The sequence below is a fragment of the Undibacterium umbellatum genome (genome assembly GCF_014284125.1).
Lineage (GTDB): Bacteria > Pseudomonadota > Gammaproteobacteria > Burkholderiales > Burkholderiaceae_D > Undibacterium > Undibacterium umbellatum.
Genome location: NZ_JACOFX010000002.1, coordinates 350243 through 375019, shown reverse-complemented (window position 1 = coordinate 375019; position 24777 = coordinate 350243). Strand labels below are relative to the sequence as shown.

At 50.4% G+C, this 24777-nt stretch carries 24 protein-coding genes; 9 read left to right on the top strand and 15 right to left on the bottom strand.

Annotated elements, in window-relative coordinates; all coding sequences use genetic code 11:
- Positions 1-80 precede the first annotated feature (80 nt).
- The 4 genes from H8L47_RS06125 to H8L47_RS06110 all read right to left on the bottom strand — a co-directional run bounded on the left by H8L47_RS06125 (position 81) and on the right by H8L47_RS06110 (position 4149).
- Entirely contained in the window at positions 81-395 is a 315-nt protein-coding gene (locus H8L47_RS06125; protein ID WP_186952353.1) for a BON domain-containing protein, read from the bottom strand.
- A gap of 154 nt (positions 396-549) precedes the next feature.
- Positions 550-1092, bottom strand: coding sequence for a hypothetical protein (locus tag H8L47_RS06120; protein ID WP_186952352.1), 543 nt, complete (start codon positions 1090-1092; stop codon positions 550-552).
- 471 nt (positions 1093-1563) lie between these two features.
- On the bottom strand, positions 1564-2805 hold the full coding sequence (locus H8L47_RS06115; RefSeq protein WP_186952351.1) for a hypothetical protein: 1242 nt from the start codon (positions 2803-2805) through the stop codon (positions 1564-1566).
- A gap of 15 nt (positions 2806-2820) precedes the next feature.
- Positions 2821-4149 carry an MBOAT family O-acyltransferase gene (locus H8L47_RS06110; protein ID WP_222616427.1) on the bottom strand — a complete coding sequence of 443 codons (1329 nt, stop codon included), beginning with the start codon at positions 4147-4149 and terminating at the stop codon, positions 2821-2823.
- 296 nt (positions 4150-4445) lie between these two features.
- On the opposite strand from H8L47_RS06110, the gene H8L47_RS06105 reads away from it, so the two are divergent.
- Positions 4446-5051 (top strand): DUF4166 domain-containing protein, encoded by a 606-nt coding sequence (locus H8L47_RS06105; protein WP_186952349.1) that lies wholly within the window; start codon positions 4446-4448, stop codon positions 5049-5051.
- Here the strand turns inward: H8L47_RS06105 and ubiG are convergent.
- Positions 5002-5751 carry a bifunctional 2-polyprenyl-6-hydroxyphenol methylase/3-demethylubiquinol 3-O-methyltransferase UbiG gene (ubiG, locus tag H8L47_RS06100; RefSeq protein WP_230413612.1) on the bottom strand — a complete coding sequence of 250 codons (750 nt, stop codon included), beginning with the start codon at positions 5749-5751 and terminating at the stop codon, positions 5002-5004. The genes H8L47_RS06105 and ubiG overlap by 50 nt on opposite strands.
- A gap of 32 nt (positions 5752-5783) precedes the next feature.
- Positions 5784-6161, bottom strand: a complete 378-nt coding sequence (locus tag H8L47_RS06095) for a thiol-disulfide oxidoreductase DCC family protein (RefSeq protein WP_186952348.1) — start codon at positions 6159-6161, stop codon at positions 5784-5786.
- A 133-nt stretch (positions 6162-6294) separates the two neighbouring features.
- On the opposite strand from H8L47_RS06095, the gene H8L47_RS06090 reads away from it, so the two are divergent.
- Positions 6295-6615: a metalloregulator ArsR/SmtB family transcription factor gene (locus tag H8L47_RS06090; protein ID WP_186952347.1), complete on the top strand. Its 321-nt coding sequence runs from the start codon at positions 6295-6297 to the stop codon at positions 6613-6615.
- A 7-nt stretch (positions 6616-6622) separates the two neighbouring features.
- Here the strand turns inward: H8L47_RS06090 and H8L47_RS06085 are convergent, their stop codons facing one another.
- Positions 6623-7279 carry a hypothetical protein gene (locus tag H8L47_RS06085; RefSeq protein WP_186952345.1) on the bottom strand — a complete coding sequence of 219 codons (657 nt, stop codon included), beginning with the start codon at positions 7277-7279 and terminating at the stop codon, positions 6623-6625.
- Between the two features lie 211 nt (positions 7280-7490).
- Positions 7491-7727, bottom strand: coding sequence for a DUF2798 domain-containing protein (locus H8L47_RS06080; protein WP_186952344.1), 237 nt, complete (start codon positions 7725-7727; stop codon positions 7491-7493).
- Between the two features lie 235 nt (positions 7728-7962).
- Between H8L47_RS06080 and H8L47_RS06075 the strand changes: the two genes are divergently transcribed.
- From H8L47_RS06075 to bcsQ (H8L47_RS06065), 3 genes are all read left to right on the top strand, one after another.
- Positions 7963-9243 carry an NAD(P)/FAD-dependent oxidoreductase gene (locus H8L47_RS06075; protein ID WP_186952342.1) on the top strand — a complete coding sequence of 427 codons (1281 nt, stop codon included), beginning with the start codon at positions 7963-7965 and terminating at the stop codon, positions 9241-9243.
- Positions 9244-9284: 41 nt separating this feature from the next.
- Positions 9285-10253: a transcriptional regulator FtrA gene (gene ftrA / locus H8L47_RS06070; RefSeq protein ID WP_186952340.1), complete on the top strand. Its 969-nt coding sequence runs from the start codon at positions 9285-9287 to the stop codon at positions 10251-10253.
- 146 nt (positions 10254-10399) lie between these two features.
- Entirely contained in the window at positions 10400-11146 is a 747-nt protein-coding gene (gene bcsQ / locus H8L47_RS06065) for a cellulose biosynthesis protein BcsQ (protein WP_186952338.1), read from the top strand.
- Positions 11147-11149: 3 nt separating this feature from the next.
- On the opposite strand, the gene H8L47_RS06060 is transcribed toward bcsQ (H8L47_RS06065), so the two are convergent.
- From H8L47_RS06060 to H8L47_RS06040, 5 genes are read right to left on the bottom strand one after another with little or no spacing between them, the layout of a single operon-like run.
- A complete protein-coding gene (locus H8L47_RS06060; RefSeq protein WP_186952336.1) occupies positions 11150-13018 on the bottom strand; it encodes a polysaccharide deacetylase family protein in 1869 nt (622 codons plus the stop codon).
- Between the two features lie 60 nt (positions 13019-13078).
- Positions 13079-13300, bottom strand: a complete 222-nt coding sequence (locus H8L47_RS06055) for a hypothetical protein (protein ID WP_186952334.1) — start codon at positions 13298-13300, stop codon at positions 13079-13081.
- 1 nt (position 13301) lies between these two features.
- Positions 13302-14660 (bottom strand): glycosyltransferase family 2 protein, encoded by a 1359-nt coding sequence (locus H8L47_RS06050; protein ID WP_186952332.1) that lies wholly within the window; start codon positions 14658-14660, stop codon positions 13302-13304.
- Positions 14651-15949, bottom strand: a complete 1299-nt coding sequence (locus tag H8L47_RS06045) for a tetratricopeptide repeat protein (protein WP_186952331.1) — start codon at positions 15947-15949, stop codon at positions 14651-14653. The genes H8L47_RS06050 and H8L47_RS06045 overlap by 10 nt, the downstream gene beginning before the upstream one ends.
- A gap of 34 nt (positions 15950-15983) precedes the next feature.
- The gene (locus H8L47_RS06040) at positions 15984-17852 is read right to left on the bottom strand and encodes a BcsE family c-di-GMP-binding protein (protein ID WP_186952329.1); all 1869 of its coding nucleotides are present in this window, start codon (positions 17850-17852) and stop codon (positions 15984-15986) included.
- Positions 17853-18185: 333 nt separating this feature from the next.
- Between H8L47_RS06040 and H8L47_RS06035 the strand changes: the two genes are divergently transcribed.
- The 4 genes from H8L47_RS06035 (at position 18186) to bcsQ (H8L47_RS06020) (ending at position 21591) form a co-directional block, all read left to right on the top strand.
- Complete coding sequence (locus H8L47_RS06035; RefSeq protein ID WP_186952326.1) at positions 18186-18866, top strand: DUF4397 domain-containing protein; 681 nt, start codon at positions 18186-18188, stop codon at positions 18864-18866.
- Positions 18867-18982: 116 nt separating this feature from the next.
- Entirely contained in the window at positions 18983-20335 is a 1353-nt protein-coding gene (locus H8L47_RS06030) for an alginate O-acetyltransferase AlgX-related protein (protein WP_186952324.1), read from the top strand.
- A 129-nt stretch (positions 20336-20464) separates the two neighbouring features.
- Positions 20465-20839 (top strand): hypothetical protein, encoded by a 375-nt coding sequence (locus tag H8L47_RS06025; protein ID WP_186952322.1) that lies wholly within the window; start codon positions 20465-20467, stop codon positions 20837-20839.
- Complete coding sequence (gene bcsQ, locus H8L47_RS06020) at positions 20836-21591, top strand: cellulose biosynthesis protein BcsQ (RefSeq protein WP_186952320.1); 756 nt, start codon at positions 20836-20838, stop codon at positions 21589-21591. Before H8L47_RS06025 ends, bcsQ (H8L47_RS06020) begins: the two co-directional genes overlap by 4 nt.
- A gap of 88 nt (positions 21592-21679) precedes the next feature.
- On the opposite strand, the gene H8L47_RS06015 is transcribed toward bcsQ (H8L47_RS06020), so the two are convergent.
- Together H8L47_RS06015 and H8L47_RS06010 are read right to left on the bottom strand one after the other, a co-directional pair.
- A complete protein-coding gene (locus tag H8L47_RS06015) occupies positions 21680-23314 on the bottom strand; it encodes an alpha-amylase family glycosyl hydrolase (protein WP_186952318.1) in 1635 nt (544 codons plus the stop codon).
- 200 nt (positions 23315-23514) lie between these two features.
- Entirely contained in the window at positions 23515-24537 is a 1023-nt protein-coding gene (locus H8L47_RS06010) for a glucokinase (protein ID WP_230413611.1), read from the bottom strand.
- Between the last annotated feature and the right edge of the window lie 240 nt (positions 24538-24777).

Sequence of the window (24777 nt, the reverse complement as noted above, 5' to 3'; positions counted from 1 at the left end):
ATATTCTTGCGCATGTACGCAACATGCGTTCGAGCGACGCGAGCACCATATGTAATAGCGTGCTCGCGTCTTAAATAATGCTATTTCACGCGAATATCATTTTTTACTGACTTCACGCCTTTGACTCCACTTGATACACTGACAGCCTTGCTGGCAGAACCAGGGTCAGCCACGAAACCACTCAGTTGAACGATACCCTTGAAAGTTTCAACATTGATTTCACTTGCTTTCAAGGTCGGTTCATTGACTATGGCAGCTTTCACTTTGGTGGTAATGACTGTGTCATCGATGTACTCGCCTGCACTTTCCTGTTTGGAAGTTGACGCACAACCGACGATGCTGAGCATGATACTTGCCAGAAAAATGCCCATGATTTTATTGACGAAGTTATTCATTTTTTTCTCCTTGAGCAGGTTTTCAACCTGGTAGATTTGAGATGCAGGAAATGCTGTTTTGGGAATTGCTTTAAAAACGTGCTAACTAAGGTGCACAACAAGCTGACGAGTGTGACATGAAGCCAGCCTGTAGATTGAAGTCCAGCGAACCGTATTACTTGTACTGATTCTTAGCTGTCGAGACACAGGCATCTTTGGATGGGCCAGACATGGCATCACATTTTTCTATCGCCACTTTGTAATTAGCATCATTGGCTGTAGTGGCAGCATCCACTTTGGCATCAAAAATTTTCTTGCCTGCCTTGGCATCCGCAATGGCTATTTTCTGTGCGGCCTTGGCTTCTTTTTTGCAGACATCTTTATCATTACCAGATTTGTCATCGCATTTTTCTTCAGCGAGCGCGTATTCAGCATCCGCGACATCAATAGCTGCCTTGGTATGATTCTTGGCTGTATTGTCGTACGTCACCAGCGCGACTGCCTTGCTGCGGGTACGCACAACTTTGGCTTCTTCCACGCATATATCTTTTGCATTGTCTTTCAAGGCATCACATTTGGCTTTGGCCACCTTGAAATCAGCTTCGGCACGTTCTTCCGTCGCTTTGAAGTTTGCTTTTGCCACGTCGGTAGCAGCAAAACTGGAACTTGCAATAAAACCTGCAGCAGAGATCATTAGGATAGAAATGATTTTTTTCATGATGTTTCCTTTATTAAAAAAAAGAACTGATTAGCCTGATTAATTTTTCAAATCACTAATGCAGAGGCATGGAATGTATCGTAACAGCGCGCCAGGTACCCAGATATAGGACACGGGACCGCCGTTTTGTAGGACTGGAAGAAATGGGCAGGGCAAAGGCCTGGAGCGAGCAAGGCGATTCGGGATGCAGTGCAAGGCGTGACGCGCAGCTAAGGCTGGTGCCTTAGCAAGCGGCGCAAGGTAGCAATGCGCCCGAATCGCCAGTTCCCGGAGGGCTTGCCTAATAACGCAGGCTGGACTGCGTTGGATTCGTTGTCAATAGATCCGATATTGACTGCCTCGTCCATAGTTTTACCATTGGCCAGCCCACTTTATGAGGCAAACGCATCTCACCTCTATTTATGAAATGAGTTCTGCTATGTTGTGCGAACATACAGTGGCTGTCTGGACGGGCTGCCACAATAATAGAAATTATTGACCTGCCTTTAACAGGATGCTGCCATTTCTATCGAAATAAGAGACTGCTGCATCGTGGAAGACATACAGTATCTGGTCAGGGGCGTATTCTTTGAGCAAAATCTGTTTGAAGCTGGCTTGCTCTTTATCACTGAGTTGATTGATGCTATTTAAAGACACATGCCAGACTTCGCCATAATATTCTGAAAAGAAGCCTGCGACGCCCTGACCGAATGAATCTGAAATCAGGAGCAGTTTAGGGCCTCGACTATCGCGATGGCGATAGCGTGAGACATCTCCTATCTTGCTGGCCGTCTCGATAAACTCAGGGAAGCAGGCAACACCAAGGCAAGCAACGATGCCCGCTTTGACATAATCAGGATCATGGGTAGGTACAGTCAGCGCTACCCCAGGCAAAAATTGCTGTATATCGGATGGGACATCATGCAGATTGCTCGTCAGTGTCACCAGCCTTTTGTGGTGCAGGTAATTTTCTGCGACCAGTTGTGCTACAGGTTGCGGGCCACTGCCTGTCCAGTGAAAGGTATTCTTTGGAAATACAGCCATGCTTTTCTTGAACGCCTGCATTTCTGCCAGCGGATAAATGATTTTATCTTTCAGTTCCGGCAAGGACTTGAGTGCGGCTATGATGCCCGGCAAGCTGGGCGTGTATTGCGCACATTGCTGTTGCAGCCAGTCTGGTAATTTATCTGCATAGACTACTGGCTTGGTCGGCACCAGTAACAGATAACTCTCTGCTTTGACCTGTACAGCCATTTGCATGAAGTCAGTTGCGGTCCTGACTATCTCTGCCCGGTCTTTCTCTCCGACGTTTTTCCCGCACAAAAAATGTATCATGCCCAAGGGAGTATTGGCAGCGTGCGAATTGAAGAAGATGTAGCCATCTTTACCGGCAGTCAGTTGCACCGCATTGATATCGCCAAGCACGTGATAGCGCAGTTGGTTATTCCATGCCACCAGATTATTTCTGAGGCCGAAATTATCATTGAGATAGCTATCGACTGCCGCCGGGAATTTCAAGGTTTCCGACCATGTCCTGGGTAATGCCGGCTTGGTGGCGAGTGCACGGTTTTCTATACCCGGGCCTTGCAGTTTACCACTCATATGGACCAGGGCTGGCGTCAGCAAGATGCCAAAGATAGCCAGCAAATAAATGATGCGCCCGTAAAGACGTTTTTTTGTTGCGGCCTGAAAACTAGAAGAGCTGGATGGGCTGGATGGGCTGAAATAATGCATGGTAGTAGGCCAGCCTCAGAAACGGAAGTAGATGAAAGGATTGTATGCTCCCGTCGCCAGGCTGGTTGCTGACAACAGGAACAACATCAGGCTGATCACGGGTGCAAACACCTTGGCAGGGGCTTGTGGCTTGTTCAATGCTTGCAAGAGGGGTGTCGATACCAGTACCCCTGCGACCAGGCCTGTAATAACGGTGCCATTCATGAAGCTCATGACGGGTGCGAGCGCATTGTCTGCAGGCATGCCACCAAGCATGGCCGCCAGGTAGTGCAGGGCTTGTGTAAAACTGTCACAGCGGAAGAATACCCAGCCCACCATCACGACCAGGACGGTATAGACGTGTCTGAACGGCGTTGGCAAACCCGCCATGGCTTTTTGCAAGCCTATACGTTCCAGCACCAGGAAGCTGCCGTGATATAAGCCCCAGACAACAAAAGTCCAGCTCGCACCATGCCATAATCCACACAGGAAAAACACGATAAACAAATTACGGTAAGTAGCCATGCTGGAGCCGCGGTTACCGCCCAGTGGTATATACAGATAATCACGGAACCAGCGCGACAGGCTGAGATGCCAGCGCTGCCAGAATTCAGTGATCGATTGGGCGATATAGGGGTAATTGAAATTACGCGGAAAAGTAAAGCCAGTGACCAGGCCCAGGCCTATCGCCATATTTGAATACCCAAAGAAGTCAAAATAGATTTGCAAGGTATAGCAAGTGATGCCCAGCCAGGCACTGGCCATACCCAGGGCTTCTGGTGCCAATGAAAATATCTGGTCTGCTGGCAAGGCGACGCTATTGGCAATCAAGACTTTTTGCGCCAGGCCAAGGACGAATATCTTGATACCCAGCTCCACCCGGCGCAAAGTATGGTGGCGCTGGTGCAATTGCCTGGCGATAGTGGAAAAACGTATGATGGGCCCGGCAATCAATTGCGGGAACATGGTGATATACATGGATAGTGCAAACAGGTCTTTTTCATGCCTGGTCTTTTTGCGATAGACGTCCACCAGATAGGAAATTGCATGAAAAGAAAAGAAGGATATTCCCAAAGGCAGGGTAACTGCATCTACCTCTGGCATGGTGAAGCCCAGTTTACCCAGCACGGCGACAAGACTGTTCAAGGCAAAATTAAAGTATTTGAAGTAGGCCAGCAATACCAGATTAAAAGCGATGCCTGCGATGAAGATGGCTTTGCCTGTACCTCCTTTTTCCTGGGCCTTGCCCACGCCTAGCCCACACACATAATTGAGCAAAATGGAAATCAGCAGTAATGGTAAATTTTTTGGTTCGCCCCAGGCATAAAAGATCAGGCTGGCGACCAGCAAGATCATATTGCGCATTTGGCGAAATGGCAGCGCAAAGTACAAGACGATGAATATCGGTAAGAAATAAAATAGAAAGGTAACCGTACTAAAAACCATGTCTTGTACTTTCTTGTAGCAGCGCCTGCATGTATGGCGCTAAAGGCATCTGCAAAATATGTGTTTGGTGCGGGATTTTAATGCCAGAGAGGGCAAAAAAGAAGCAGAACATCGGTTTTGCCAGATCAGGCCACAATTTACGGTGCAAGAAAAAGCAAATGTAGGCATCCTGATGAAGAAATACGGTTTTTTGATTTCAGATTTACAATAGCCGCATGCTGACAGAAAACCTTACCCCTAATCCCAAAATAAACTCGACACAAGCCTTGTTTGGCGACGCTTTTCAAGACTTGCATCCCCTTTTACAGCAATTGCATATCCAGGGTGGCACACTGGAAGGCGAGATCGATGTCACACTGGGCAAGGGCCTGGCTGGCTTCCTGGGCCGTAGGCTGGCAAAAAAACTAGGGGTGCCGACCCGGAATGTGCAAACTGGTTATAAAGTCAGCATCAGCCATCAAGCAGGCAAACTGGTCTGGGCCAGGCAATTCATCGGGCCTGACGGTGCTTCGCAAGACCTGGTGTCTGAATTTGTGCCGTACGGTCATTATCCACACGGCTATTGGCAGGAGAGTACCGGGCTCATGCATTTCCGGCTGACAGTCGATATCCTCAAAGGCGGGGGCTGGAATTGGCGCATACTCGGGGCCAGCTTGCATGGTGTACCAATACCGGTGCGACTGTTCCCGCAATCGAAAGCCTACAAATGCATAGAAGACGGGCGCTATGCCTTTTATGTGGGCTTTGTCATGCCTGGTCTCGGTGAGCTGTTCAGCTACTCTGGCTTGTTGGACCTGAAACCTGCAATGGCTTCTGCATAGCCAGCAAATAACCGACGCCCATAAATCCATGCAGACGGAAGGTTTGCGTCAATGGGTTGTAGCCCAGGCCACGCTGCTCGTGCAGGACCAGGCCAGACGTATTTGCCATGTCCAGTAACTCCGCAGGTTTGATAAAGCGCGCATGTTGATGCGTGCCGCGTGGCAGTATGCGCAAGATATATTCAACTGCTACTATTGCCAGCACATAACTGAGCGGATTGCGGTTAATCGTGGAAAAAAATACCCAACCACCAGGTTTCACCATATCGGCACAAGCCTGAATGACGGCTGCCGGAGATGGTACATGTTCCAGCATTTCCATGCAGGTGATGAGATCATATTGCCCCGCATGCTGTTGCGCCCAGGTTTCTGCACTGCTTTTGGCGTAGCACACATCCACGTCCTGGCCTTGCGCATGCCATTGTGCTATCTGCAGCGGCTTGTCCGCCAGGTCTATGCCAGTGACTTGCGCACCCTTACGTGCCATGGATTCTGCCAGTATGCCACCGCCACAACCTACATCCAGCACCTGTTTCCCAGAAAGCTGTGCAAGACTGTTTATCCATTCAAGCCGGTGCGGATTTATCCTGTGCAGGGGTTTGAACTCTGAATTTTCGTCCCACCAGCGACTTGCCAGCTTATTGAAGCGCGCCAATTCGGCGGGATCTGCGTTGTTTTCCATGATGTCGATTGTGTTCATCGTGTTCTCCACGGGGAAATGAATTTTGTTATCTACCAGTGGCCGCGCCTGCGATTCCAGCGGTAGAGCTGTCTGGCGACAAAGTTGTACATGGGCCGGGTAAAGAAGCTGAGTCGCAATGTCAGCCAGGCCAGCCAGCGTCTGCCTTTGGTCTGCGTCCAGATTGCGGCCAATGCCTGCTCACCCAACAATATCTCGCCATTGGCATTTCGCACATGCAGGCGCTCACGCACGACCTCCAGTTCAATATTGATTTCGTTGATTGCCTCTGGTTGGGTATGAACATCGACCCAGTTAATCTGACATGTCTGCATGCGCTGACGCTGGTCGCGTATGCCAGCATCGCAGACTGGGCAAGCACTATTGTAGTAAACCGTGGTAGTCGCTGTTATGTTTTTCTCGGCATCCATGATGTCTAACTCATCAATGTAAAACTCATGAAACAAGCATAAACTATATTTAGCTAAATGCCTAATTATCTAATTAACTTCACCGATTTCATGCTAAGTGCTATGATGGAATATCTGTTTTAATTTACTGAATATGGAAAAAGTTTTTGAAGCCCTGGCATCCACGCCACGCCGGAAAATTCTGGCTTATTTATCGGAGACTGAATTGTCTGCCGGTGACATTGCTGCGCGCTTCGAGATGACCAAGCCTTCATTGTCCAAGCATTTGCGGATACTGGAGTCGGCAGGACTAATCGTCAGCGACAAGCGAGGGCAATTTGTTTTTTATCGCTTGCAGGGAGATAACCTGGCCAATACCCTGGCCTCGTTTATGCAGGCAGTATGCCCGGTATCCAAAGCCCTGAAAAAAGAAAGCAAGGCTTTGGCTGCGCAGAAAAAACTGGAAATTAAATAGTGCCAAACTATTCAACCAGCTCCAGCAGTTCTATATCGCACATTTTATTTTCCCTCATGGCTTTGAATATAGCCAGCGTGGCATCGGGCGGAGCGTCATTTTTGCTTACAAATAATTTCTTGATCAAGTAAGCCATGCGATTTTTCTGGAAATCGTAATAATCATTTAGTATTCGCTCTACTGCCACTACCTGAGCCTGCAATTCCAGTTCCACCATGGGTGAAATCCAGTCTATGCGCCAGCTAATGTTGGCGCCACTGTCAAGATCAAGATCACCCAGGACAGTATTGAAGCCTGAGATTTCACAAGCCAGTGCATGGCTAAAATCTTTATCATGGAATTTTCTTAAAGCCCCTAAACCAAAATCAATCAGATATTGCTCTTCCACAATGCAGACTGCATGGCCTTCCTTTTGCTTGTCCTGAACATAGCCTTTGTAGCCTACATAGAAAATATTATTGTCTTGCTTGATTTCGGCATAGCAGCCTTGCACTCTGGCGCGATAACCTTTTTCTGTCAGCAACTGTGTCAGCATGGCTGACATGGCAAAACAGCAGCTACCGTATTGTTGGAAAAAATCGATAGTTTCAAAGTCATCGGCAATCTGTCTCAGTTCATGAGCCAGTTGGCGATCCTTTACTACCTGGAGAAATGCGGTGTTCATTATTGCGAATTAAGCTGGTGAGAGCCTTTGCAGCTCTGCACTAGCGATGAAACTGTTTACAAGAAGCAATAGTATGAAGTTCACAATGCCACATTCGTGACAAATGGTAATGACTTGTAAGCAGATGTTACCGATCTAACTGACTCGACAGGCACTTGCATCCGAACGCTCAGTGAGAAATGCCTGATGTATCAAACTGTCCGATGAAGATTTAGCGTGGTGCCTCGACCAGCAAGCTGGTCATGCGCCTGACCAGAGGCAAAACCAGCAGCAAAGTAGGAAATGCCACCATCCAGGACAAAGCCCAGGAGCCCATCCAGATCGGCAGGAAATGATCAACCAGGCCTACACTGCGCAAGGTGCTGATCAGTGACACGATAAAGGTCATCAATATCGACAAGAGGAAAGGCATGACCAATCCGGCATAGCGTGCGGGCAATTTGCGCATGGGGTAATCCGGGCTTATTTTTCAGTTTCATCAAAATCCCGTAAGCAGGCCTGCACACGCAGTTGGAGGCTGTAGTAGCTTTAGTAAGTTGATGTCTAGAATTTGGGAATTGTGATGGCACAGTGTAATTGGCACCAAAGCAAATGTAAACTAGTCCCCCTATACCGAAGAACAGACTTGCCAGTCATATGTTGTTACGTGTAACTTGGCGGCTTTTAGTCGCTTTATCCAGGCCATGATTCCCCAAGAAAATCTGACGCATACTTTTTATCAGGCGACAGCCCGGTCTGCTGATTACCCCCATTTGCAAGAAGATCTGGAATGTGAAGTCTGCATCATCGGTGGCGGCTTTGCCGGGCTTGCGACAGCGCTGGGCTTGGTGGAACGTGGTGTCAGCAATATTGTCTTGCTGGAAGCAGAACAAATTGGACATGGCGCATCAGGCCGCAATGGTGGTTTTGTGTTTGGCGGCTTCAGCCTCGACAATGCTGACCTGATCAAACAAGTGGGCCGCGAATCTGCCCGCCGCTTATATCAGTTGACGCTGGATGCGGTCGCCTTGATACGCCAGCGTATTAAACAATATGACATGGATTGCGACATCAACGAAAGCGGCGTAGTGCTGGCTAACTGGTTTGATGATGCCGGAAAATTGCAGGATCAAAGAGAATTCATGTTGCGTGAATTTGAGGTCGACTGGACGCCCTGGTCGCACGAGCAAACCCGTGCAGCCTTACACAGTGAAAGATATTTTGGTGCCTTGCATGAAAAAAATGCCTTTCATTTTCACCCCCTTAAGTATGCGCAAGCTCTGGCCAGGGTACTTAGTTCACAAGCTGTACGTGTATTTGAACAAAGCCGTGTCAGCGCCATAGAAACCGGCACTGCCGAAAAACTGGTGCGCACCAGCAATGGAATAGTAAAGGCCAGGCATGTCGTCGTCTGTTGCGGTGGCTATATAGAAAGCCTGTATCCCCAACTGGCGCGCTCGGTGTTACCTATCGCCACCTATGTCATGGCAACAGAAAAACTGGGGGACAAATTAGCCAATGCCATGCAAACCGCAGCCGCCGTGTATGACACCCGCTTTGCCTTTGATTATTACCGGCCACTGTCTGACAGCCGCCTGCTATGGGGTGGCCGCATTTCCATACGCGAAAGACAGCCAGCAGAAGTTGCTGCCTTGTTATACAAAGACATGCTGAAAGTCTACCCGCAACTGGCTGGCAGCAAAGTGGAGTATGCCTGGAGCGGCCTGATGAGTTATGCCCAACACAAGATGCCGCAAATCGGTTGCCTGCCAAATGGGGTATGGTATGCCATGGGCTTTGGTGGTCACGGTGTGGCACCAACTACCCTGGCAGGCGAGGTAGTGGCTCAAGCGATTGCCAACCAACAGCCCTTGCCAGATGGACTGGAGCAGTATGGCTTGCCACCCAGCTTTGGCAGCCTGGGCTTGATGGCTGCGCAATGCGCCTATTGGTATTATGAATTGCGTGACTGGATGCGCGAATAAACACTGTATGTCGCAATGCGTGTTTACGGTAATATCTCGCCATGCAATCCCATCTCGTTGTCGCCCTTGCCTATGATCAGCTATGCACCTTTGAATTTGGCTGCACGGTAGAGTTGTTCGCCCTGCAGCGCCCTGAGCTGGGCGTGGACTGGTATGACTTCGCTGTTTGCGCTGCGGAAACTGGCAAATTACGGGCCGCAGGTGGCATCACGGTAGAAGTACCGCATGGCCTGGAGATGCTGGATAAGGCAGATACCATCATCATTCCCGGCTGGCGCGATGCCGATGAAATGCCACCAACCGCCTTACTCGAAAAAATCCGTAATGCCCATGCGCGCGGCACCCGCATTTGCAGCATCTGCTCTGGTGTATTCATTTTGGCAGCGGCAGGCGTACTGGATGGCAAAACCGTCACCACACACTGGCGTTATGCAGAAAAATTGCTCAAGCGTTATCCACATATTCAAGTGCAGACCAATTCCTTGTATGTGGACCAGGGCCAGATCATGACTTCTGCTGGTTCTGCTGCGGGTCTCGACATGTTGCTGCATCTGGTACGCAAGGATCATGGTGCCAAAGTGGCCAACCTGGTAGCACAACGCCTGGTCGTGCCACCACATCGTGAAGGCGGCCAAGCACAATTTGTACCCCGTCCCATGCCCAGCGATGAACATGCACGCCTGGCCAAACTGATGGACTGGATCAGGGCCCACCCTGCCCTGCCGCATAATCTGGCATCGATGGCAGAAAAAGCGGCGATGAGTACCCGTACCCTGCAACGTCACTTCAAGGACAGTACAGGCTTGGCCCCCGGTGAATGGCTGATACGCGAACGGGTTGCCATCGCCAAGGAATTACTGGAATCCCCCGGCACCAGCCTGCCACAAGTTGCCGAGTTGGCGGGCTTTGGTTCAGAAGAATCACTGCGCCGCCATTTTCGTCGCATCGTGGCAAATAGTCCGGGCAATTATCGCAAGCAATTTTCTGACGCCAGCGCCATTCATATCTGATCACGCTATCAACAAGCTTTGGGCTTACTAAAGCAGGCAAATGCAGGTAAACTGCCTGTCGCGCTTGTGGGGCTACATAGCCAACTAAAGCCATCACGTCCCTGCTCCTACAAAAAACAGTACCCGCCTGTCAGATAAAAAGAATCATGCAAGTAATCTCCCTCATTTCCGGCAAGGGCGGCGTCGGTAAAACCACGCTGACCAGCAACCTCGCCATCGCACTCAGCCAGCGCAACAAGCGGGTACTGGTCATTGATCTTGATCCGCAAAATGCAGTGCGCCATCATCTGGGCATGGATCCCAATGATGATGCTGGCCTGGTCCGCGAAGGCATCTTCCCTGAAGTGATTTTTGAAAGCCCCTTCGGCGTCGACTTCATCCCTTTCGGACGTGTCACTGCAGAAGAATTGCTGGAATTTGAAGCCGGACTGGAAGCACGGCCAACATGGGTGGCAACGGCACTGCAGGGCCTGCAAAGTATTGGCTATGACTACATCCTGCTCGATACGCCGCCTGGTGCCACGGTATATTTGCCGCAAGCCTTGAACGCTGCAGCCAGGGCACTTATCGTGGTACTGACAGACGCGGCCTCGTACTCCAGCCTCAGGAAGATTTTAAAATTGCTGGCAGAATACAAAAAAGATCCTGCAAACAGAATGGCAACTACTCACATATTACTGAACCAGATGCAGGAAGACAGCGAACTGGCACAACAAGTCAGGGCTGCCATGATGGATAGCTATGGCAGCAAGATGGCCCCTATGGTCATCCACAGAGATGCATTGGTGCCTGAAGCCCTGGCTTATGAAAGATCAGTCTTGCAATACGACCCTGATGCGCAAGCCAGCCGCGATATCCAGCATCTGGCAGACTGGCTGGCAAGCCGGAACTAAAATCTAGTTGAAAACCGCCTGGTAAGCATAATTACCAGGCTCCAGCGTTTCAAAGACGATAGCAGCGCGAAAATCATCGATGCGTTTTACTGTGGCTTTCGGCATGCCTATCTTCAATCCCAGCACATTTGGCAATTGGGATTTTTGTGGCAACATCAAAATCAGGCTGGCATTTGCCAGCGGCTTTTTGCCCGTGACAGTCATATCGAATTCAATACGTTTTCCTGCAATGCTGGAAGATAATTTCAATCTATCACGCTCATGCCACCAGTCAGCAACTTGTGAAGATGATGCCAGCCAGACAGTATTTCTATTTGCCTTCAGATACGCCAGATACGCCGGGAAGGCCTGCGTCAGCAAACTGTTTTCTTCAAAACTCTGGCTATGCACACTGAGCAAGCCCAGCGCGCCCATTTGCTTGCTGGTTTCTGCATCGCTGATCAGTGCCTGCCTGGTTTGCTCAAGGTCAAGTTGCTCCTTGCTCAAATTGAGATCGTCGCGCTGAGTGCGGGGTAACAAGACCATGGCCTTGTCCTGGCTGACACCATCGATTTTGACAAAAACTGGCAAGCGGCCTTCGCTGCTATTGGGATCGGTCACATGGTGCAGGAAACCATTTTTTTGCAAGAGCGACTGTGTAGTTTGGTCATAGCCTTCCAGCGGTGCACGAAAACCAGTGATGGCAGGCAGATCAGGCAAGATGGATTTCAAATCTTCTCGCATGGCATTGATGCGTTTTTCCTGCTCATTCAGGCCCTGCTCTTTGAAGCTGATATGGGTATCGCCGTGATAACCGATATCATACTCACGCGCCAACTGTTTCATCTCCGCAGGGAATTGTTTTGCCACAGAAGTCAGCACATAAAAACTGCCGCGGTAATTGATGCTGCGTATCAGGGATGCAAAACGCAAGGCATTGGCAAAGCCTTGCTCAGTATCCATCTCAATAATTTGCGCCGCATATTTTCCTTCTGGCCAGGCAGCGCGCAACAGTGCCGGTCTTCTCTGCAACCAGCTCAGGGTGTCATCGACCAGGCTGTAGATGGGATAAGGCTGTGATTCCCAGGCTGATTCGGCAAAGGCAAACACGGCGCTGCGGCCGCTATCGGCGCTGGGTTCTGCGTATAGCACGGCAGATTCATTTTTCCTTTCCGGCTCTTGCACCCTGGCCCAGTCCATAATGCTGGCTGCGCCTTCCCCGCTAAAACGCAACAGGCTTTCCGAGGCATTACCCAACCAGATGCGCTGACCGGCAGGCTGGCTATGTGTCAATGGAGTCTCGCCATTCAGGATGAGGAACCTGGCTTTGGATTCCAGCGCGATTTCGCCTTTGGAGGCTGCCCCCATGGTTTCCAGAAATTGCCAGCCAGACCACTCACCTTTTTCATTGCGGGTGCCACTGGCCCAGGTCGCCAGGATGGCACCACCCTGGGCGCGATATTCCTGCAAGCTGGTGCGCTCTTGCTCACTGAGTGCTACTGCTGATGCCAGTACCAGCACGCCATCCTTGATATTGCTTAGCTCTTGCGGGTCAGAAATTTCTTTGAAGCTGAGCTGGCGCTGCTTGGCATAGGCACGCCAGGGAGTTAACAAGCGATCATAGTTGCCGCCTATGGAGGCAAAATAACTGCGGGTATTCGGTGAGGCATACAAGTACAAACCCTTGGATGCGGGCGTGGAATTAACCCCGCCAGCAGACTTGAAAGGAGTTTGCAGATTGAATTCCGGCATTTGCCAGCCCAGCACCTGCATGGATGACAGGTAGGCAAACACGGATACCGCCATGCCCAGCACGATCAAAGCCAATAGATAAATACCTATGCGGCGGTAAGCAGGCCGGTTTTCAAAACCGCCAGGGTCTTCTGTTTGCATGAAAATTTGAACCAGTGAAACGGGTGGAAACTACAATATCTACAATAACTGCACAAATAGCTAAGACGGTTTATCTGCTGATGAAGCATTTGCCTGCTTGCCAGGCACATAGCGCCTCAGGAAAATTGGCTGCATTTCGCCATGCTCTTCTGCTGTGGGGTCTTTACGTTTTGGCTTGCGCTTATCGCGCAATTTGAAGGCAATATAAGCGGCAACACCGACCACCAACGTGCCTATGGTGGTGATCAGTATCACGGTTGCCAGTATAGAAATCAGGTCCATATCAAAGCTTGCCTTCTCTTTGCAGCTTGCCCCAGGTCATTGCCGTGCCACGCCATTCTTCTATGGTGGCAAATACCTTGGAAATATCAATAATCGTAATGTAGAACAGCCTGAACACGACGGCATAAAAAATCAGGGAAGGGTCTTCTTCTTCCACGATGACACAATAGGTGGCGGCAACGATATCGAGTATCGTCAGTTGCAACCACCAGTAAAACAGAAATATCACCACCCCATATTGCAGGCCAACATAGACAAAAAACAGATTGCCCAATACCGTGGAGAACGGCCACATGATGCCTTCAAACAGCATGTACCATAAAATGAAAAAATTGATGCCAGCACGACGCGGGTTCCACAGGGCCGAGCTGTGCTTGCGGGTAGCCTGCAAGATGCCACGTGTCCAGCGATAGCGCTGCTTCAGCAAGTCCAGCAGACGGCTGGGGGTTTCCACCCAGGCGATGGCTGTGGGTTCATAGGCGATATGCCAGCCGCGCATGAGCAGCTTCAGGGTCAGGTCGCAGTCTTCGGCAAAGGTGTCATGGTCATAGCCACCTGCCTGCTGCAGGACGCTCTTCCTGAACATGCCCAGCGGCCCCGGTATGATATTGACTGCGCGCATGAAGCTTTGCGCCTTGCGTGCCATCGCCAGTCCCTCGACATATTCCAGCGCCTGCACCCTGGTCAGGAGATTCTCGCGATTGAGTACCTTGACGTTGCCGGCAACCGCGCCAACTCTCGGATCATCAAAATGGCGTATGCATGCCCGCAAGGTATTGCGTGAGAGCTTGGTATCACCATCCATATTCAGAATGAATTCACCGCGTGCGGCGCTCATGCCGGTATTCAGAGCATCGGCCTTGCCACCATTCTTCTTGGTAATGACACGCACCGTGACCTGATGATCTTCGCGCGCCACTGCCAGGGCTTTTTCATAGGTGTCATCACTGGAACCATCATCGATGACCAGGATTTCGTAATTGGGATAATCCAGCAACAGCAGGGAACGCAAGGCTTGCTGTATCACTGGTCCTTCATTATAGGCGGGCACCACCAAGGTGATCATGGGCAGCGAAGCATCATCATGAAAATTGCTTTCCGGCTCCTGGCGGCGCTTCATCATGTTTTCCAGATGCTCCATGAATGAATACAAGATGAGCATGGCATACCTGAGTACCAGTAGCGCCAGGAAAAACAACAGATAGGCCGAGACTACGCTGAGAAACAGGTTTTCAAACAGGATGCTGAACTTGCCCAGATCAAATTCCCGGATACCACCAAAGCTGATGACGAAAAGATAGACCACTCCTGCAATCGAGGTCGCAGCAAGCAGGTAGCTATAGATTTGCCTCAATCCCAAAGCTTCTCCAGATTTACGGAAAACGATTTTGCGCGATAGCGGGCATTGTCACGGCGGCTGGCCATGGACCAGAGATTGACACCTACCGCCAGGTTTTTATCCAGCCAGAGCTTGCCGCCCATGCCCAGACTCCAGTTACTGCCTGCTTCGCCATAAAGGCGCGTACCGACCTGCCCGCTGCCGTACAGGCTCCAGTTTTCATTCGCCCATTCCCCTTGCAAACCGACATAGGCCGTACCAAAACCATCCTCAGGCGACCAGTATTTATTCGAATAAAAGCGCACATCACGGGTTTCTATGCCGACAAAGGGTTTGATGCGATGGCCAAAAGGTCGCCATGAGGGGATGAAATTACTGCGACTGGTCAGTATAACGTTACTGTCAGAGACGCGAAAAATATCGATGTGCTCAGTAAATTGGCCGCTGTCAAAATGCAGATTGGCATCCAGCCCTATGTGCGCTGCGTTCAAGCCATCTTCCAGAGCGCGTGCATTGAAGGCAGACTTGCCCCAGTTGGTGCGACCTATATCAATCAGGAAGCGCCCCTCATCGATTTTCAATTTGAGGCTACCGAATAAATCGCCTTTAGGTTTTGCCTGCGCCTCCAGTGCCAGACGTGGCTCCAGCGGCAGGTTCAGGTTTTGATAGGCAAAACCCACTTCACCCTGCTTTGCTGTGGTGACAGGTAATTCATCGCGGGTGCCACTGCTGCTGACTTCAAAAATATGGCGGCCAGTATCATCGCGCCAACGCTGGCTGATGCTCAGTTCACGGCGTTTGGCATCACCAGAATCTTGCGCTGCCCCAGCGCTGACAAAAGTACGCGGATTCAATTCACGTTGGGCATACATCAGGCCCTCATTGGCACCGGCGTGCTGCGGATCTTCTGCCAATACCGTTTGATAGAGTGGCAAGGCTTCATCATCACGCCCTTTCCAGCGATACAGATTTGCCAGACCTGTACGTGCATCTTTGCGGACCTTGCTATTGGAAAGAACCTTGTATTGCGATTCTGCCTTGCGCATGCGACCCGACCAGGCCAGGCTATTGGCGATGACCAAACGCAGACCAGGATCGGCTTTTTCTCTTTCCAGCAACTCCAGTCCCTTAGTGCCAGCTGCCTGATAATCCTGGGCGACGCTCAAATCCAGGACGTGTTGCTGGGCTGGACTCAGCACTATTACCGGTGCATCAGCCGCCTGGGCTGATGAGCCATAGTTCGACACTGAAATGATCAATGCTAAAGAGAGGGGCTGCAATGCTTTCTTGCACAATGGGTAAATACGCATAAACTCTTTTATTGAATATCAGCCGATGCGTGCATCAGCCTGCTTGTTGCTTATAAGTGGCTCGGGTAGCCCTGGGTGCTGGTTGCTTGCCAAATACCTGCTTGGCCGCCCGAGTGGCACTGTCGTCAGCTACCGGATTGAATTTGAATTCATCTTCGTCATCGCTGGAATAATCTTGCTCTTCTTCTATCACGAAAGAGACTACATCTGCATTGTGCTCATGCAGTTCATCCTCGAATTGCTTTTTTACATGCACAACAACTGGCGTAGCAACTTGCTCTGCTGGATGGTGGAATTGGGACTGATATGGAAAATTTTCATTCTCTGTAGCGGGCTCTGCCAGTGCTTCGATTGCAGCCGGCTCAAGGTTCCGGTTTAAATAATCAGGTAGTTCTGCATTCCTGGCTACATGCACCAGATTGGCTAGAGCCAGGGCTATATCCTGTCGGTCTATCAAGTAACTTACTTGATGAAAGGCAGTGCCTGCTGCTGCACCAAGTATGCGTTCAAGTGTCAATTGCAAGGCAGATTCAGGGCAGGCATTAAAAAACAAATAACATGCCTTGCCATCGCTGGATAAAAGATCGCCAGGGCGGGAGATGCTGATGCGGGCCAGGATATCAGGGAAGCTGGTGCCCTCGACCAGTTCACCAATCACCAGCACACAAGGGATGTTCAGGGCGGTGCCGCGCTCCATGATAATGCCTGCTTCCCTGGCAAAACACGGTGGCAACAAATAGCCACGCAAGCCAGAAGGGATGACACTGGCCAGGGCAACTTCAAAATCGATATCCACATTGCGGTCGAAGCTTTGCCCTTTGAGTGACTCCAGCAACAAGGGCAAGCGATTTTCCGGAATGTCGCGATGTATCACAAGGTTGACGCCCAGACGTAGCAATAGTGCTTCATTCTGATAGCGTAGCGAAGCCTGCTTTTCACGTATCACGATATGGGCTTTTTTTCCCAGGCTCATGCGCAGTGTATGGACGGTCTCGGCAAGTTCACGCAAGCCCGTGTCGCGCTGGAAGCTGAGCACCACAGTTGCCGCCTGCAAACCACGGGTGGCATGCATCATGCCTATCAAGCTGCTCACCAGTTGCCAGTTGCCTGGCAATTCATTGGCAAGGCTGGCAAGGTCTTCATCCATGTAAAAGAATTTTTCCGGACCATGCTGCTGCATTTCAGCCAACTGTTCGGCCATTTCTTCAGCCGCACGTGCGCCAATTTTGTACATGCCATTGTCAAGCGTCAGCAAGGGATACTGACGTGCGGCGATGGTACCTTCTGGCGACTGCCAGTAATCGAAAGTCAGTTCCAGCCCCGGGCGGCCACTACTGATCCGAACTATGCCTGAGAGTTGGTCCATCATGGCTTGCAAAGTCTCGGCACTATTGCCACTCAAGCGTGAAAAAACCAGCAAAGCTGTCACTCTGTGCTTGCCGAACCAAAGACGCAGGGCTTCGACCTGCTCCATCGCCAGGGATAAATCGTGCAGGCTGAATAATTCATCTGCCTGATCAAAGATCAGGTAGCTGTCATCCGGGATACCAAAATAATCGAGTTCTTTGGCGAAGCGTTCAGCGCCGAAACGGAACATGTTTTTTGCAAAATTATCCTGGCGCAAAAAGATCTGCAGCTTGCCACTCTCCAATGCCTTGCTGGTATCGTAGACACCCAGTGCATCAATACGCTCAAGAAATGCCTCAGGATGCGAAGGTAATATGACGGTACAATTTTGCTGCTTGCTCGATGCATATTGCAAGCTGCTGGCAAGCACAGGAACGCGGGCCGGAGGCATTTCTGCAATTAGCGCATACAAGCCACCGCTCAGCATCTGATCTGTCAGGCTGGGGAGGCCAGGGATACATAGTCTGGCGTTGGCAAGGACGGGGGTCTCATGCATAATAGCGGACGCCTTTGTTTAAATAGCAAAACATTTTGCTCAAGCAATTAGTCAATATGAGTGGGATTGTCACTACCCAATGATTTTAACATGTGACATTTTCAACTAAGGCTTGAAATAAATGAATTTTTGTTAATTAATTTTTATGCAAGCGAAGTTCATGTGAGTTCCCCGTGCCGCCTGGCAAGGCGTCGATGTGATTTCAATACCCAGGAAAAGTTCATAGTGCATTTGCCCACTTATACAGGTCTGCAGGCCAGATGTCGAATTGCCCGCTTGTCTGCGGCCAGATTGCCGCTGCTTGCCATGTTTGTTTTTTTTCTGAGTTTGGTAATGCCTGGTACCTCGGCGGCGCAGTCGACCGGGGTTCTATACGAGCCAGAACCACCTGCTGACGCCGCCTACGTCCGCATCGTCCATCTCAACCCCAATGAAAAGATCGATGTGCTGGTGGATGGGAAAATGCGTCAATCCGGCTTGAAGCAAGGGCAGTTTGGCGATTATCTGATCTTGCGCTCCGGTCCGCATGAAATTCAATTGCATGCACATCAGGCCTCAAAAAAAATCACGGCTAGCCGTCTTGAAGTAGGTGCAGCTCAAGTAGTGACGCTTGCATTTGTCGACATGCAAAAGCAAGTTAATCCCATTGTATTTGACGACAAGGCTGACTTGAACCGGATGAAAGCCAGGCTCACGGTTTATCACCTGGCCGATAAACTGGGGCCAGTCAATATCAGTACGGCCGACGGCAAGACCAATGTATTTCGTGCGCTTGCGCCATCCAGCAGCCATAGCCTGGCCGTCAATCCCATCAAAGTGGAATTACTGACATGCCCATCAGCCAACCAGCCTGCTGGCATGGGTGAATGTAGCAGCCCAGCTTTGCAGCAGGCACGCGCCGCACTTGTGCTGGAGCGTGGCGACAATTACAGTTTGCTGTTAACTATGGATGCCAATTCTGCACTGCAAGCACGACTTACAAAAAATACTCTGGAATCGCGCGCCGCCAAATGAGCAGCGACACCCAATACAACCAATGCAGTTGATTATTTGACATTCAGCCTGCACGACCAAGGAGCAACATCATATTCCATACAACTTTACGTCTGCCTGGCCGCGCTCTGGCAAAATTGGCATCCCTGGCAACTTCAGCAATTTTCCTGGGCATCATACCTGCCCATGCCGAAGAAGCCGCCGCCATCGCGGGAAAAAACGACTGGCTGTTTTATCGCCATGAATGGGCAAATAGTGCCGACCTGGCAGCCACCAATACCTCTGTGGAGTTAATTAAATCCTTCAGTAAAGCATTGCAGGACAATGGCATAACATTGGTAGTGGCGATGGTGCCGCTGAAGGCACGCATCTATCAGGCCCATGTGACTGAACAATACAAGCTCAATCCCTATATGGCAGGAAATTATCAGCGCATGGCACAGGCCCTGAGTTCTGCCGGGGTGAAAGTCGTCGACTTGAATAGCAGTTTTTTGCAGGGTGCAAAGAATCACCCTGATAAACATCTTTACTTTCGCCTCGATAGCCACTGGACGCCGACAGGAGCACTGCTTGCGGCGGAAACCGTAGCCAGCAGTATGGAAGCGGATGCCAGCATGAAAGCCCAGCTACGCCAGATACCAGTAGAAAAATACACCATGCGCTGGTCTGAACAAGCCATCGCCACTGTCTCGCGTGACTTGGTCATGCAACTTCCCAAAGGTGCACCCACCTATGCGCCAGAATATGTGCTGGATGCCGAGATCACCAAAACTGCCACGGGCAGCAACTTGCTGGGAGATGCAGCCCTGCCCATGATCAGCCTGGTAGGCAGCAGCTATTCAAAACCGTGGACACGCTTCCCCGAGTTCTTGAAATATACTTTGCAAAAAGATGTCCTAGCGATTGCTGTTGGTGCCGACCAGGGCGCCTGGGTAGGTATGGAAAGCTATCTGCGGGATGATGCTTTTCAAAATACACCACCCAAATTCCTGATTTGGGAAATGCCGGAAAGGGATATGCGCGCCCCGCCCGCCTTCCTGTATCGTGAAGCGCGCTACCGCAGCGACAACCAGGAATGGTTGCAGCGTGTCTCTGTCATGGCACAAACACAATGCCGCTCTGGTGCGGCCAGTGTCAAATTCCTTAGCCCAAGTGCCCGCGAAACCCAGCGTGCACAATTTTCCAGGACATCAGTCGCGGATACTGTCGCTCTGGAATTCAACCAGGCCACAGAAGCGCAGGATTATTTGCAAGCCAATATCAGTAGCAAGGCTGGTCAAACCCTGAACCTGGAAGCCATGAAAGGCGAACTCAGCGCCCGCAAATGGAGCCTGACCATCAATCCTGACGGCAATCCGCACACCTTGAAAATAGCCCTGCCGGCAGGTAGTAAAGCTTATACAGGCCTGAAGATATGGCCAGGTGAAACTACGGGATTTACCATCAGCGATGTGAGGCTTTGCCGCCTGCCAGCCAGTGTGATCAAATGAATTCCAGGCCACGAGCTTTAAATTATTCCTATCTTGCGTCCTGAATGATTGATAAAATAAATTGGCATTCCAAAATTGACGCTATGTTGACGCCAGTACCCAGCTTATTAAAGGAGTTAGGAAGTAATAATGAAACATCAGGACGACGCCAGCGCATCGCAAGAATACTGGCCTATTTTGCAATCGATCGCCCCTCAACAGGCCGGGCGTCCTGCCCCTCTGTCCGCCGCAGAAAAAGAAGCACGCTGGCATTTCCAGCCACAAAGCAGCTTGCAAAAATGGTCAGCCGCTCCCAGCATGGCTACTGAAAAAGCACATCAGATTGCCAGCCAGCTACGTCATCTGGCCACATCGACACAGCATATGAATGCAGCACACAGCAGCGCTCAAGTAGCCGCTAGCGACTCTCTCCATGCCGTTTTTCAACGCCTGGCAAAAGGTGAGCAAAAGCCCCCAGCCCAGCCCGGCGACAGCCGATTGACGGTGCAAGCACTCAAAAGATGAAAATTATCGCAGTTGTTTCAATGAAAGGTGGCGTGGGTAAAACCAGCGTGACCGCGAATCTGGCCGCTGTTCTTGCCCAGGATGCTGAACCAGATAGCATCGCCGTACTGAACCTCGACCCGCAAAATAGCCTGCACATGCATTTTGGCCTGGGCATTGCATTGGAAGAAGGTGTCGCATGCCAGACGGACGTAGAGGGCGACTGGGGTGAACTGGCTTTCCCCACTCCCTACAATGTCATCAATCTGCCGTATGGTGAAGTCAGTGAAAAACAGCGCAAGGCTTTTGAAGCATGCCTGAGCGCCCATCCTGACTGGATAGAAAAACGCATACTGCAACTGGGTCTACCGGAAGAAGGCATCTTGCTCATCGATACGCCACCTGGCCCTTCTCTCTATTTGCGCCAGGCCCTGGCGTGCGCTGATCTGGTCATCATGGTTGCACTCGCTGACGCCAGCTCCTATGCCACCATCCCTGCCATGGAATCCTGGCTAAGCAATATGGAAACGCATACGACACTGGATAATTGTGTCCTGGTCTTGAACCAGCTAGAACCTGACAACAAACTCAATAGGGATATCGCCGCAGCCCTGGCAAACTCGTATGGCGAACGCATGATTCCTTTTGGCATACCGCGTGATGATGAAGTCAGCCTGGCCTTCGCGTTTCAACAGCCACTGAGCCATTATTCACCAGATAATCAAGTCCTGGAGATTTTCCAGCAGATCGCAGACTGGCTACCTCTGGATTGAAACAAAGTCATCCGCACAAAAAAAGGGCTGTACGAAATTCGCACAGCCCTGTCAAGCGCAATTCTATGTAGTAATTACATTTTTTTTATTACTGTGTGACTTCCGCAAACCAGCCACCATAGGCTGGCAGTTCCACAGTTTCGCCATGGCTTTGCCCAGCTAATCCTGCCACTGGCAATTCTTTTGCCCCCTGTGTCTCAGGCCAGTTGAAACTGACTGGCTGGTTCCCCAGATTGAATGCCGCAAGCAAGCTCGTGCTGCCAGCCAGGTCGCGGCGTATTGCCAATACTGGTTCAGGAGCATCAAAGAAACTAATTTCGCCTCTGCTAAGTTGCGGGTATTTCTTACGCCACGCCAGGATATGGCGGGCGAAATTCAACACAGAATTCGGTTCGTGATCTTGTATCGACACAGCATTTTCTGCGTGTTCTACAGGAACTGGCAGCCAGGGTTTACCAGTACTGAAACCAGCATTTGGCTGATCTGCTTGCCAGGGCATGGGTGTGCGACAACCGTCACGGCCCTTGAATTCTGGCCAGAAGGTAATGCCATAGGGGTCTTGTATATCTTCGTAGGCAATGTCAGCTTCTGTCAGGGCCAGCTCGTCCCCCTGGTACAGGCAAGGTGTACCTTTCAAGGCCATTTGCATGGCCAGCAACATCTTGGCAAATTCTGGCGTCGCCGCCGTCCCGCCCCAGCGTGTCATGACACGTACCGAATCATGATTGCCGACTGACCAGGATACCCAGCCGCCTTTGACGCGGGCCTCGTATTCTTCCACTTGCTGGCGTATGTAGGCGGCAGAATAAGTCGCCGTCAGCAAATTGAAGCTGTAAGCCATTTGCAGTTTATTGCCATCCGCCGTGTAGTCTGCCATGACAGCCAAGGAATCATCGGCACCCACTTCACCTATGGCAATCGCTCCAAATTCGTTCAAGAGACTGCGGATTTTTTCCAGAAAGGCCAGATTCTCTGGCTGGGTCTTGTCATGGATATGTGCCTGCATGCCGTAAGGATTATTGTCCTGTACGGTTTTATTGTCTCGCACCTGGCTGGGTGGATTATCAGTCAAAGCCTGGTCATGAAAATGGAAATTACAGGCATCGAGACGGAAGCCATCCACACCACGCTGCAGCCAGAATCGCATATTGTCGAGATGCGCCTGCTGTACTTCAGGATGATGAAAATTCAGGTCCGGCTGGCTGACCAGGAAATTATGCATATAGTATTGACGGCGGCGCGCATCCCATTGCCAGGCAGAGCCACCAAATACAGATAACCAGTTATTGGGTGGTGAACCATCAGCCTTGGGATTGGCCCAAACATACCAGTCTGCCTTGGGATTGTCTCGGCTCTTGCGGCTTTCAACAAACCAGGGATGCACTTCAGCGCAATGCGACAAGACCTGGTCTATCATGATCTTCAAACCCAGGTCATGCGCGCGCTTGAGCAAGTCATCAAAGTCAGCCAGTGTGCCAAAAATGGGATCGACATCACAATAGTCGGCCACATCATAGCCAAAGTCTTTCATCGGCGATGTGAAGAAAGGCGAAATCCAGACAACGTCCACTCCCAGGCTGGCGATGTAATCCAGTTTGGCAGTAATGCCAGGCAAATCACCTATGCCGTCGCCATTGCTGTCGGAAAAACTGCGCGGATAAACCTGGTAGATCACGGCATCACGCCACCAGTCGTTTGCTTGCACTTCCAAAGATTTATTCATGTATATGTAATTTCTTTTTAACCAGTAACTCAAGACCTCTCAACACAGAGGCACAGAGGCACAGAGACACAGAGAAGATCAAAGAGAGCACTCATGTAAAACGTAAAGAAGAAGTATTTATTTGTGCTGACTAAATAAAATTCCTTCTCAGTGCGACCTCTGTGTCTCTGTGCCTCTGTGGTGAAAGGTCTTTTCAAAGTTCATGCCACAATGTCCGATAAGGACAGGCGTTCATTCAATATCGCAGAGACGCCCAAAAACGCAGGATACTCCGCCGTAATCAGGTAAGTCGGTATTTGTGCCAGATAATCAGCAAAGCGCCCCTTCGCTTCAAAGCGCTGGCGAAAATTTGATTGCGCAAAAAACTCACCCAGGCGAGGCACGATACCGCCACCTATATATACACCACCTGTCGCACCAAGGGTCACAGCCAAATTACCGGCAATCGTGCCCAGCATGGCGCAAAAATAATCCACAGTACGGGTGCAGACGTTGCAACTTCCATCCAGCGCACGGCGTGTAATATCGGCAGCATTCATTTCTGTCGTATCTGCATGCTTGTCCATTTGCGCCAGGATACGATACATCAGTTCCAGACCCATGCCTGAGATCAGCCGTTCAGCAGACACGTGGGGGTATTCTTTCCAGACTTGACGCAGGATTTCAATTTCAATTTCATTGCTGGGAGAAAAACTGACATGCCCGCCTTCACTGGATAAAGGCACCCAATGAGCGCCTGCGGGGATGATGCCGGATACACCCAGACCAGTACCGGGACCAATCAAACCTATGGCACGATTGGCTTGCGGCTGGCCACTACCAATTTGCACGCGCTCGTGTGCAGCCAGATGCGGTAAAGCCATCGCCAATGCGGTGAAATCATTGACGACCACCAGATTGTCAAAGCCCGCTGCCAGACGCAAGGCTTCTATGGAAAAAGTCCAATGATGATTGGTCATACGTACCACATCGCCATCCACCGGATTGGCTATGGCAATTGCGGCATTTTTGACCGGCGACTGACAAACCACTAACACTTCAGGGCTGGATAAGTAGGCTGTAATGGCAGATTGCAGGTCGGGATAAGCATTACATGGCAACACGGCAATGGCAGTAAATTCGTGGCTATGCGTTTCCAATGCGAAACGCGCATTGGTGCCGCCTATATCTGCCAGCAAACGCGGGCCTGCATTGCATGATTTTCTTGGATTATTGCTCAACATCTCACCATTCATATTTTTTGCGCCTGAATCTGACTGACACAAGAAACAAGTCGCAATCAGAATTTATGTAGCAATACTACATATATCAATGGTTCATGTCTAACAAATTTGCGATTATTGGGTTAAAATTAAAAAAAATGTTGGCTTAAGCCACAATTAAACCGGTAAAACTGGCTGAAAGCATGTTTGTTTTTATGTAGTCACACTACTTTTTTGAGTGTAAATTACTTAAAATCAAAG

Coding starts and splice junctions, on each gene's coding strand:
- H8L47_RS06125 (WP_186952353.1), bottom strand. CDS start 395: ATGAATAACTTCGTCAATAAAATCATGGGCATTTTTCTGGCAAGTATC.
- H8L47_RS06120 (WP_186952352.1), bottom strand. CDS start 1,092: ATGAAAAAAATCATTTCTATCCTAATGATCTCTGCTGCAGGTTTTATT.
- H8L47_RS06115 (WP_186952351.1), bottom strand. CDS start 2,805: ATGCATTATTTCAGCCCATCCAGCCCATCCAGCTCTTCTAGTTTTCAG.
- H8L47_RS06110 (WP_222616427.1), bottom strand. CDS start 4,149: ATGCGCAATATGATCTTGCTGGTCGCCAGCCTGATCTTTTATGCCTGG.
- H8L47_RS06105 (WP_186952349.1), top strand. CDS start 4,446: ATGCTGACAGAAAACCTTACCCCTAATCCCAAAATAAACTCGACACAA.
- ubiG (WP_230413612.1), bottom strand. CDS start 5,751: ATGAACACAATCGACATCATGGAAAACAACGCAGATCCCGCCGAATTG.
- H8L47_RS06095 (WP_186952348.1), bottom strand. CDS start 6,161: ATGGATGCCGAGAAAAACATAACAGCGACTACCACGGTTTACTACAAT.
- H8L47_RS06090 (WP_186952347.1), top strand. CDS start 6,295: ATGGAAAAAGTTTTTGAAGCCCTGGCATCCACGCCACGCCGGAAAATT.
- H8L47_RS06085 (WP_186952345.1), bottom strand. CDS start 7,279: ATGAACACCGCATTTCTCCAGGTAGTAAAGGATCGCCAACTGGCTCAT.
- H8L47_RS06080 (WP_186952344.1), bottom strand. CDS start 7,727: ATGCGCAAATTGCCCGCACGCTATGCCGGATTGGTCATGCCTTTCCTC.
- H8L47_RS06075 (WP_186952342.1), top strand. CDS start 7,963: ATGATTCCCCAAGAAAATCTGACGCATACTTTTTATCAGGCGACAGCC.
- ftrA (WP_186952340.1), top strand. CDS start 9,285: ATGCAATCCCATCTCGTTGTCGCCCTTGCCTATGATCAGCTATGCACC.
- bcsQ (WP_186952338.1), top strand. CDS start 10,400: ATGCAAGTAATCTCCCTCATTTCCGGCAAGGGCGGCGTCGGTAAAACC.
- H8L47_RS06060 (WP_186952336.1), bottom strand. CDS start 13,018: ATGCAAACAGAAGACCCTGGCGGTTTTGAAAACCGGCCTGCTTACCGC.
- H8L47_RS06055 (WP_186952334.1), bottom strand. CDS start 13,300: ATGGACCTGATTTCTATACTGGCAACCGTGATACTGATCACCACCATA.
- H8L47_RS06045 (WP_186952331.1), bottom strand. CDS start 15,949: ATGCGTATTTACCCATTGTGCAAGAAAGCATTGCAGCCCCTCTCTTTA.
- H8L47_RS06040 (WP_186952329.1), bottom strand. CDS start 17,852: ATGCATGAGACCCCCGTCCTTGCCAACGCCAGACTATGTATCCCTGGC.
- H8L47_RS06035 (WP_186952326.1), top strand. CDS start 18,186: ATGCCTGGTACCTCGGCGGCGCAGTCGACCGGGGTTCTATACGAGCCA.
- H8L47_RS06025 (WP_186952322.1), top strand. CDS start 20,465: ATGAAACATCAGGACGACGCCAGCGCATCGCAAGAATACTGGCCTATT.
- bcsQ (WP_186952320.1), top strand. CDS start 20,836: ATGAAAATTATCGCAGTTGTTTCAATGAAAGGTGGCGTGGGTAAAACC.
- H8L47_RS06015 (WP_186952318.1), bottom strand. CDS start 23,314: ATGAATAAATCTTTGGAAGTGCAAGCAAACGACTGGTGGCGTGATGCC.
- H8L47_RS06010 (WP_230413611.1), bottom strand. CDS start 24,537: ATGTTGAGCAATAATCCAAGAAAATCATGCAATGCAGGCCCGCGTTTG.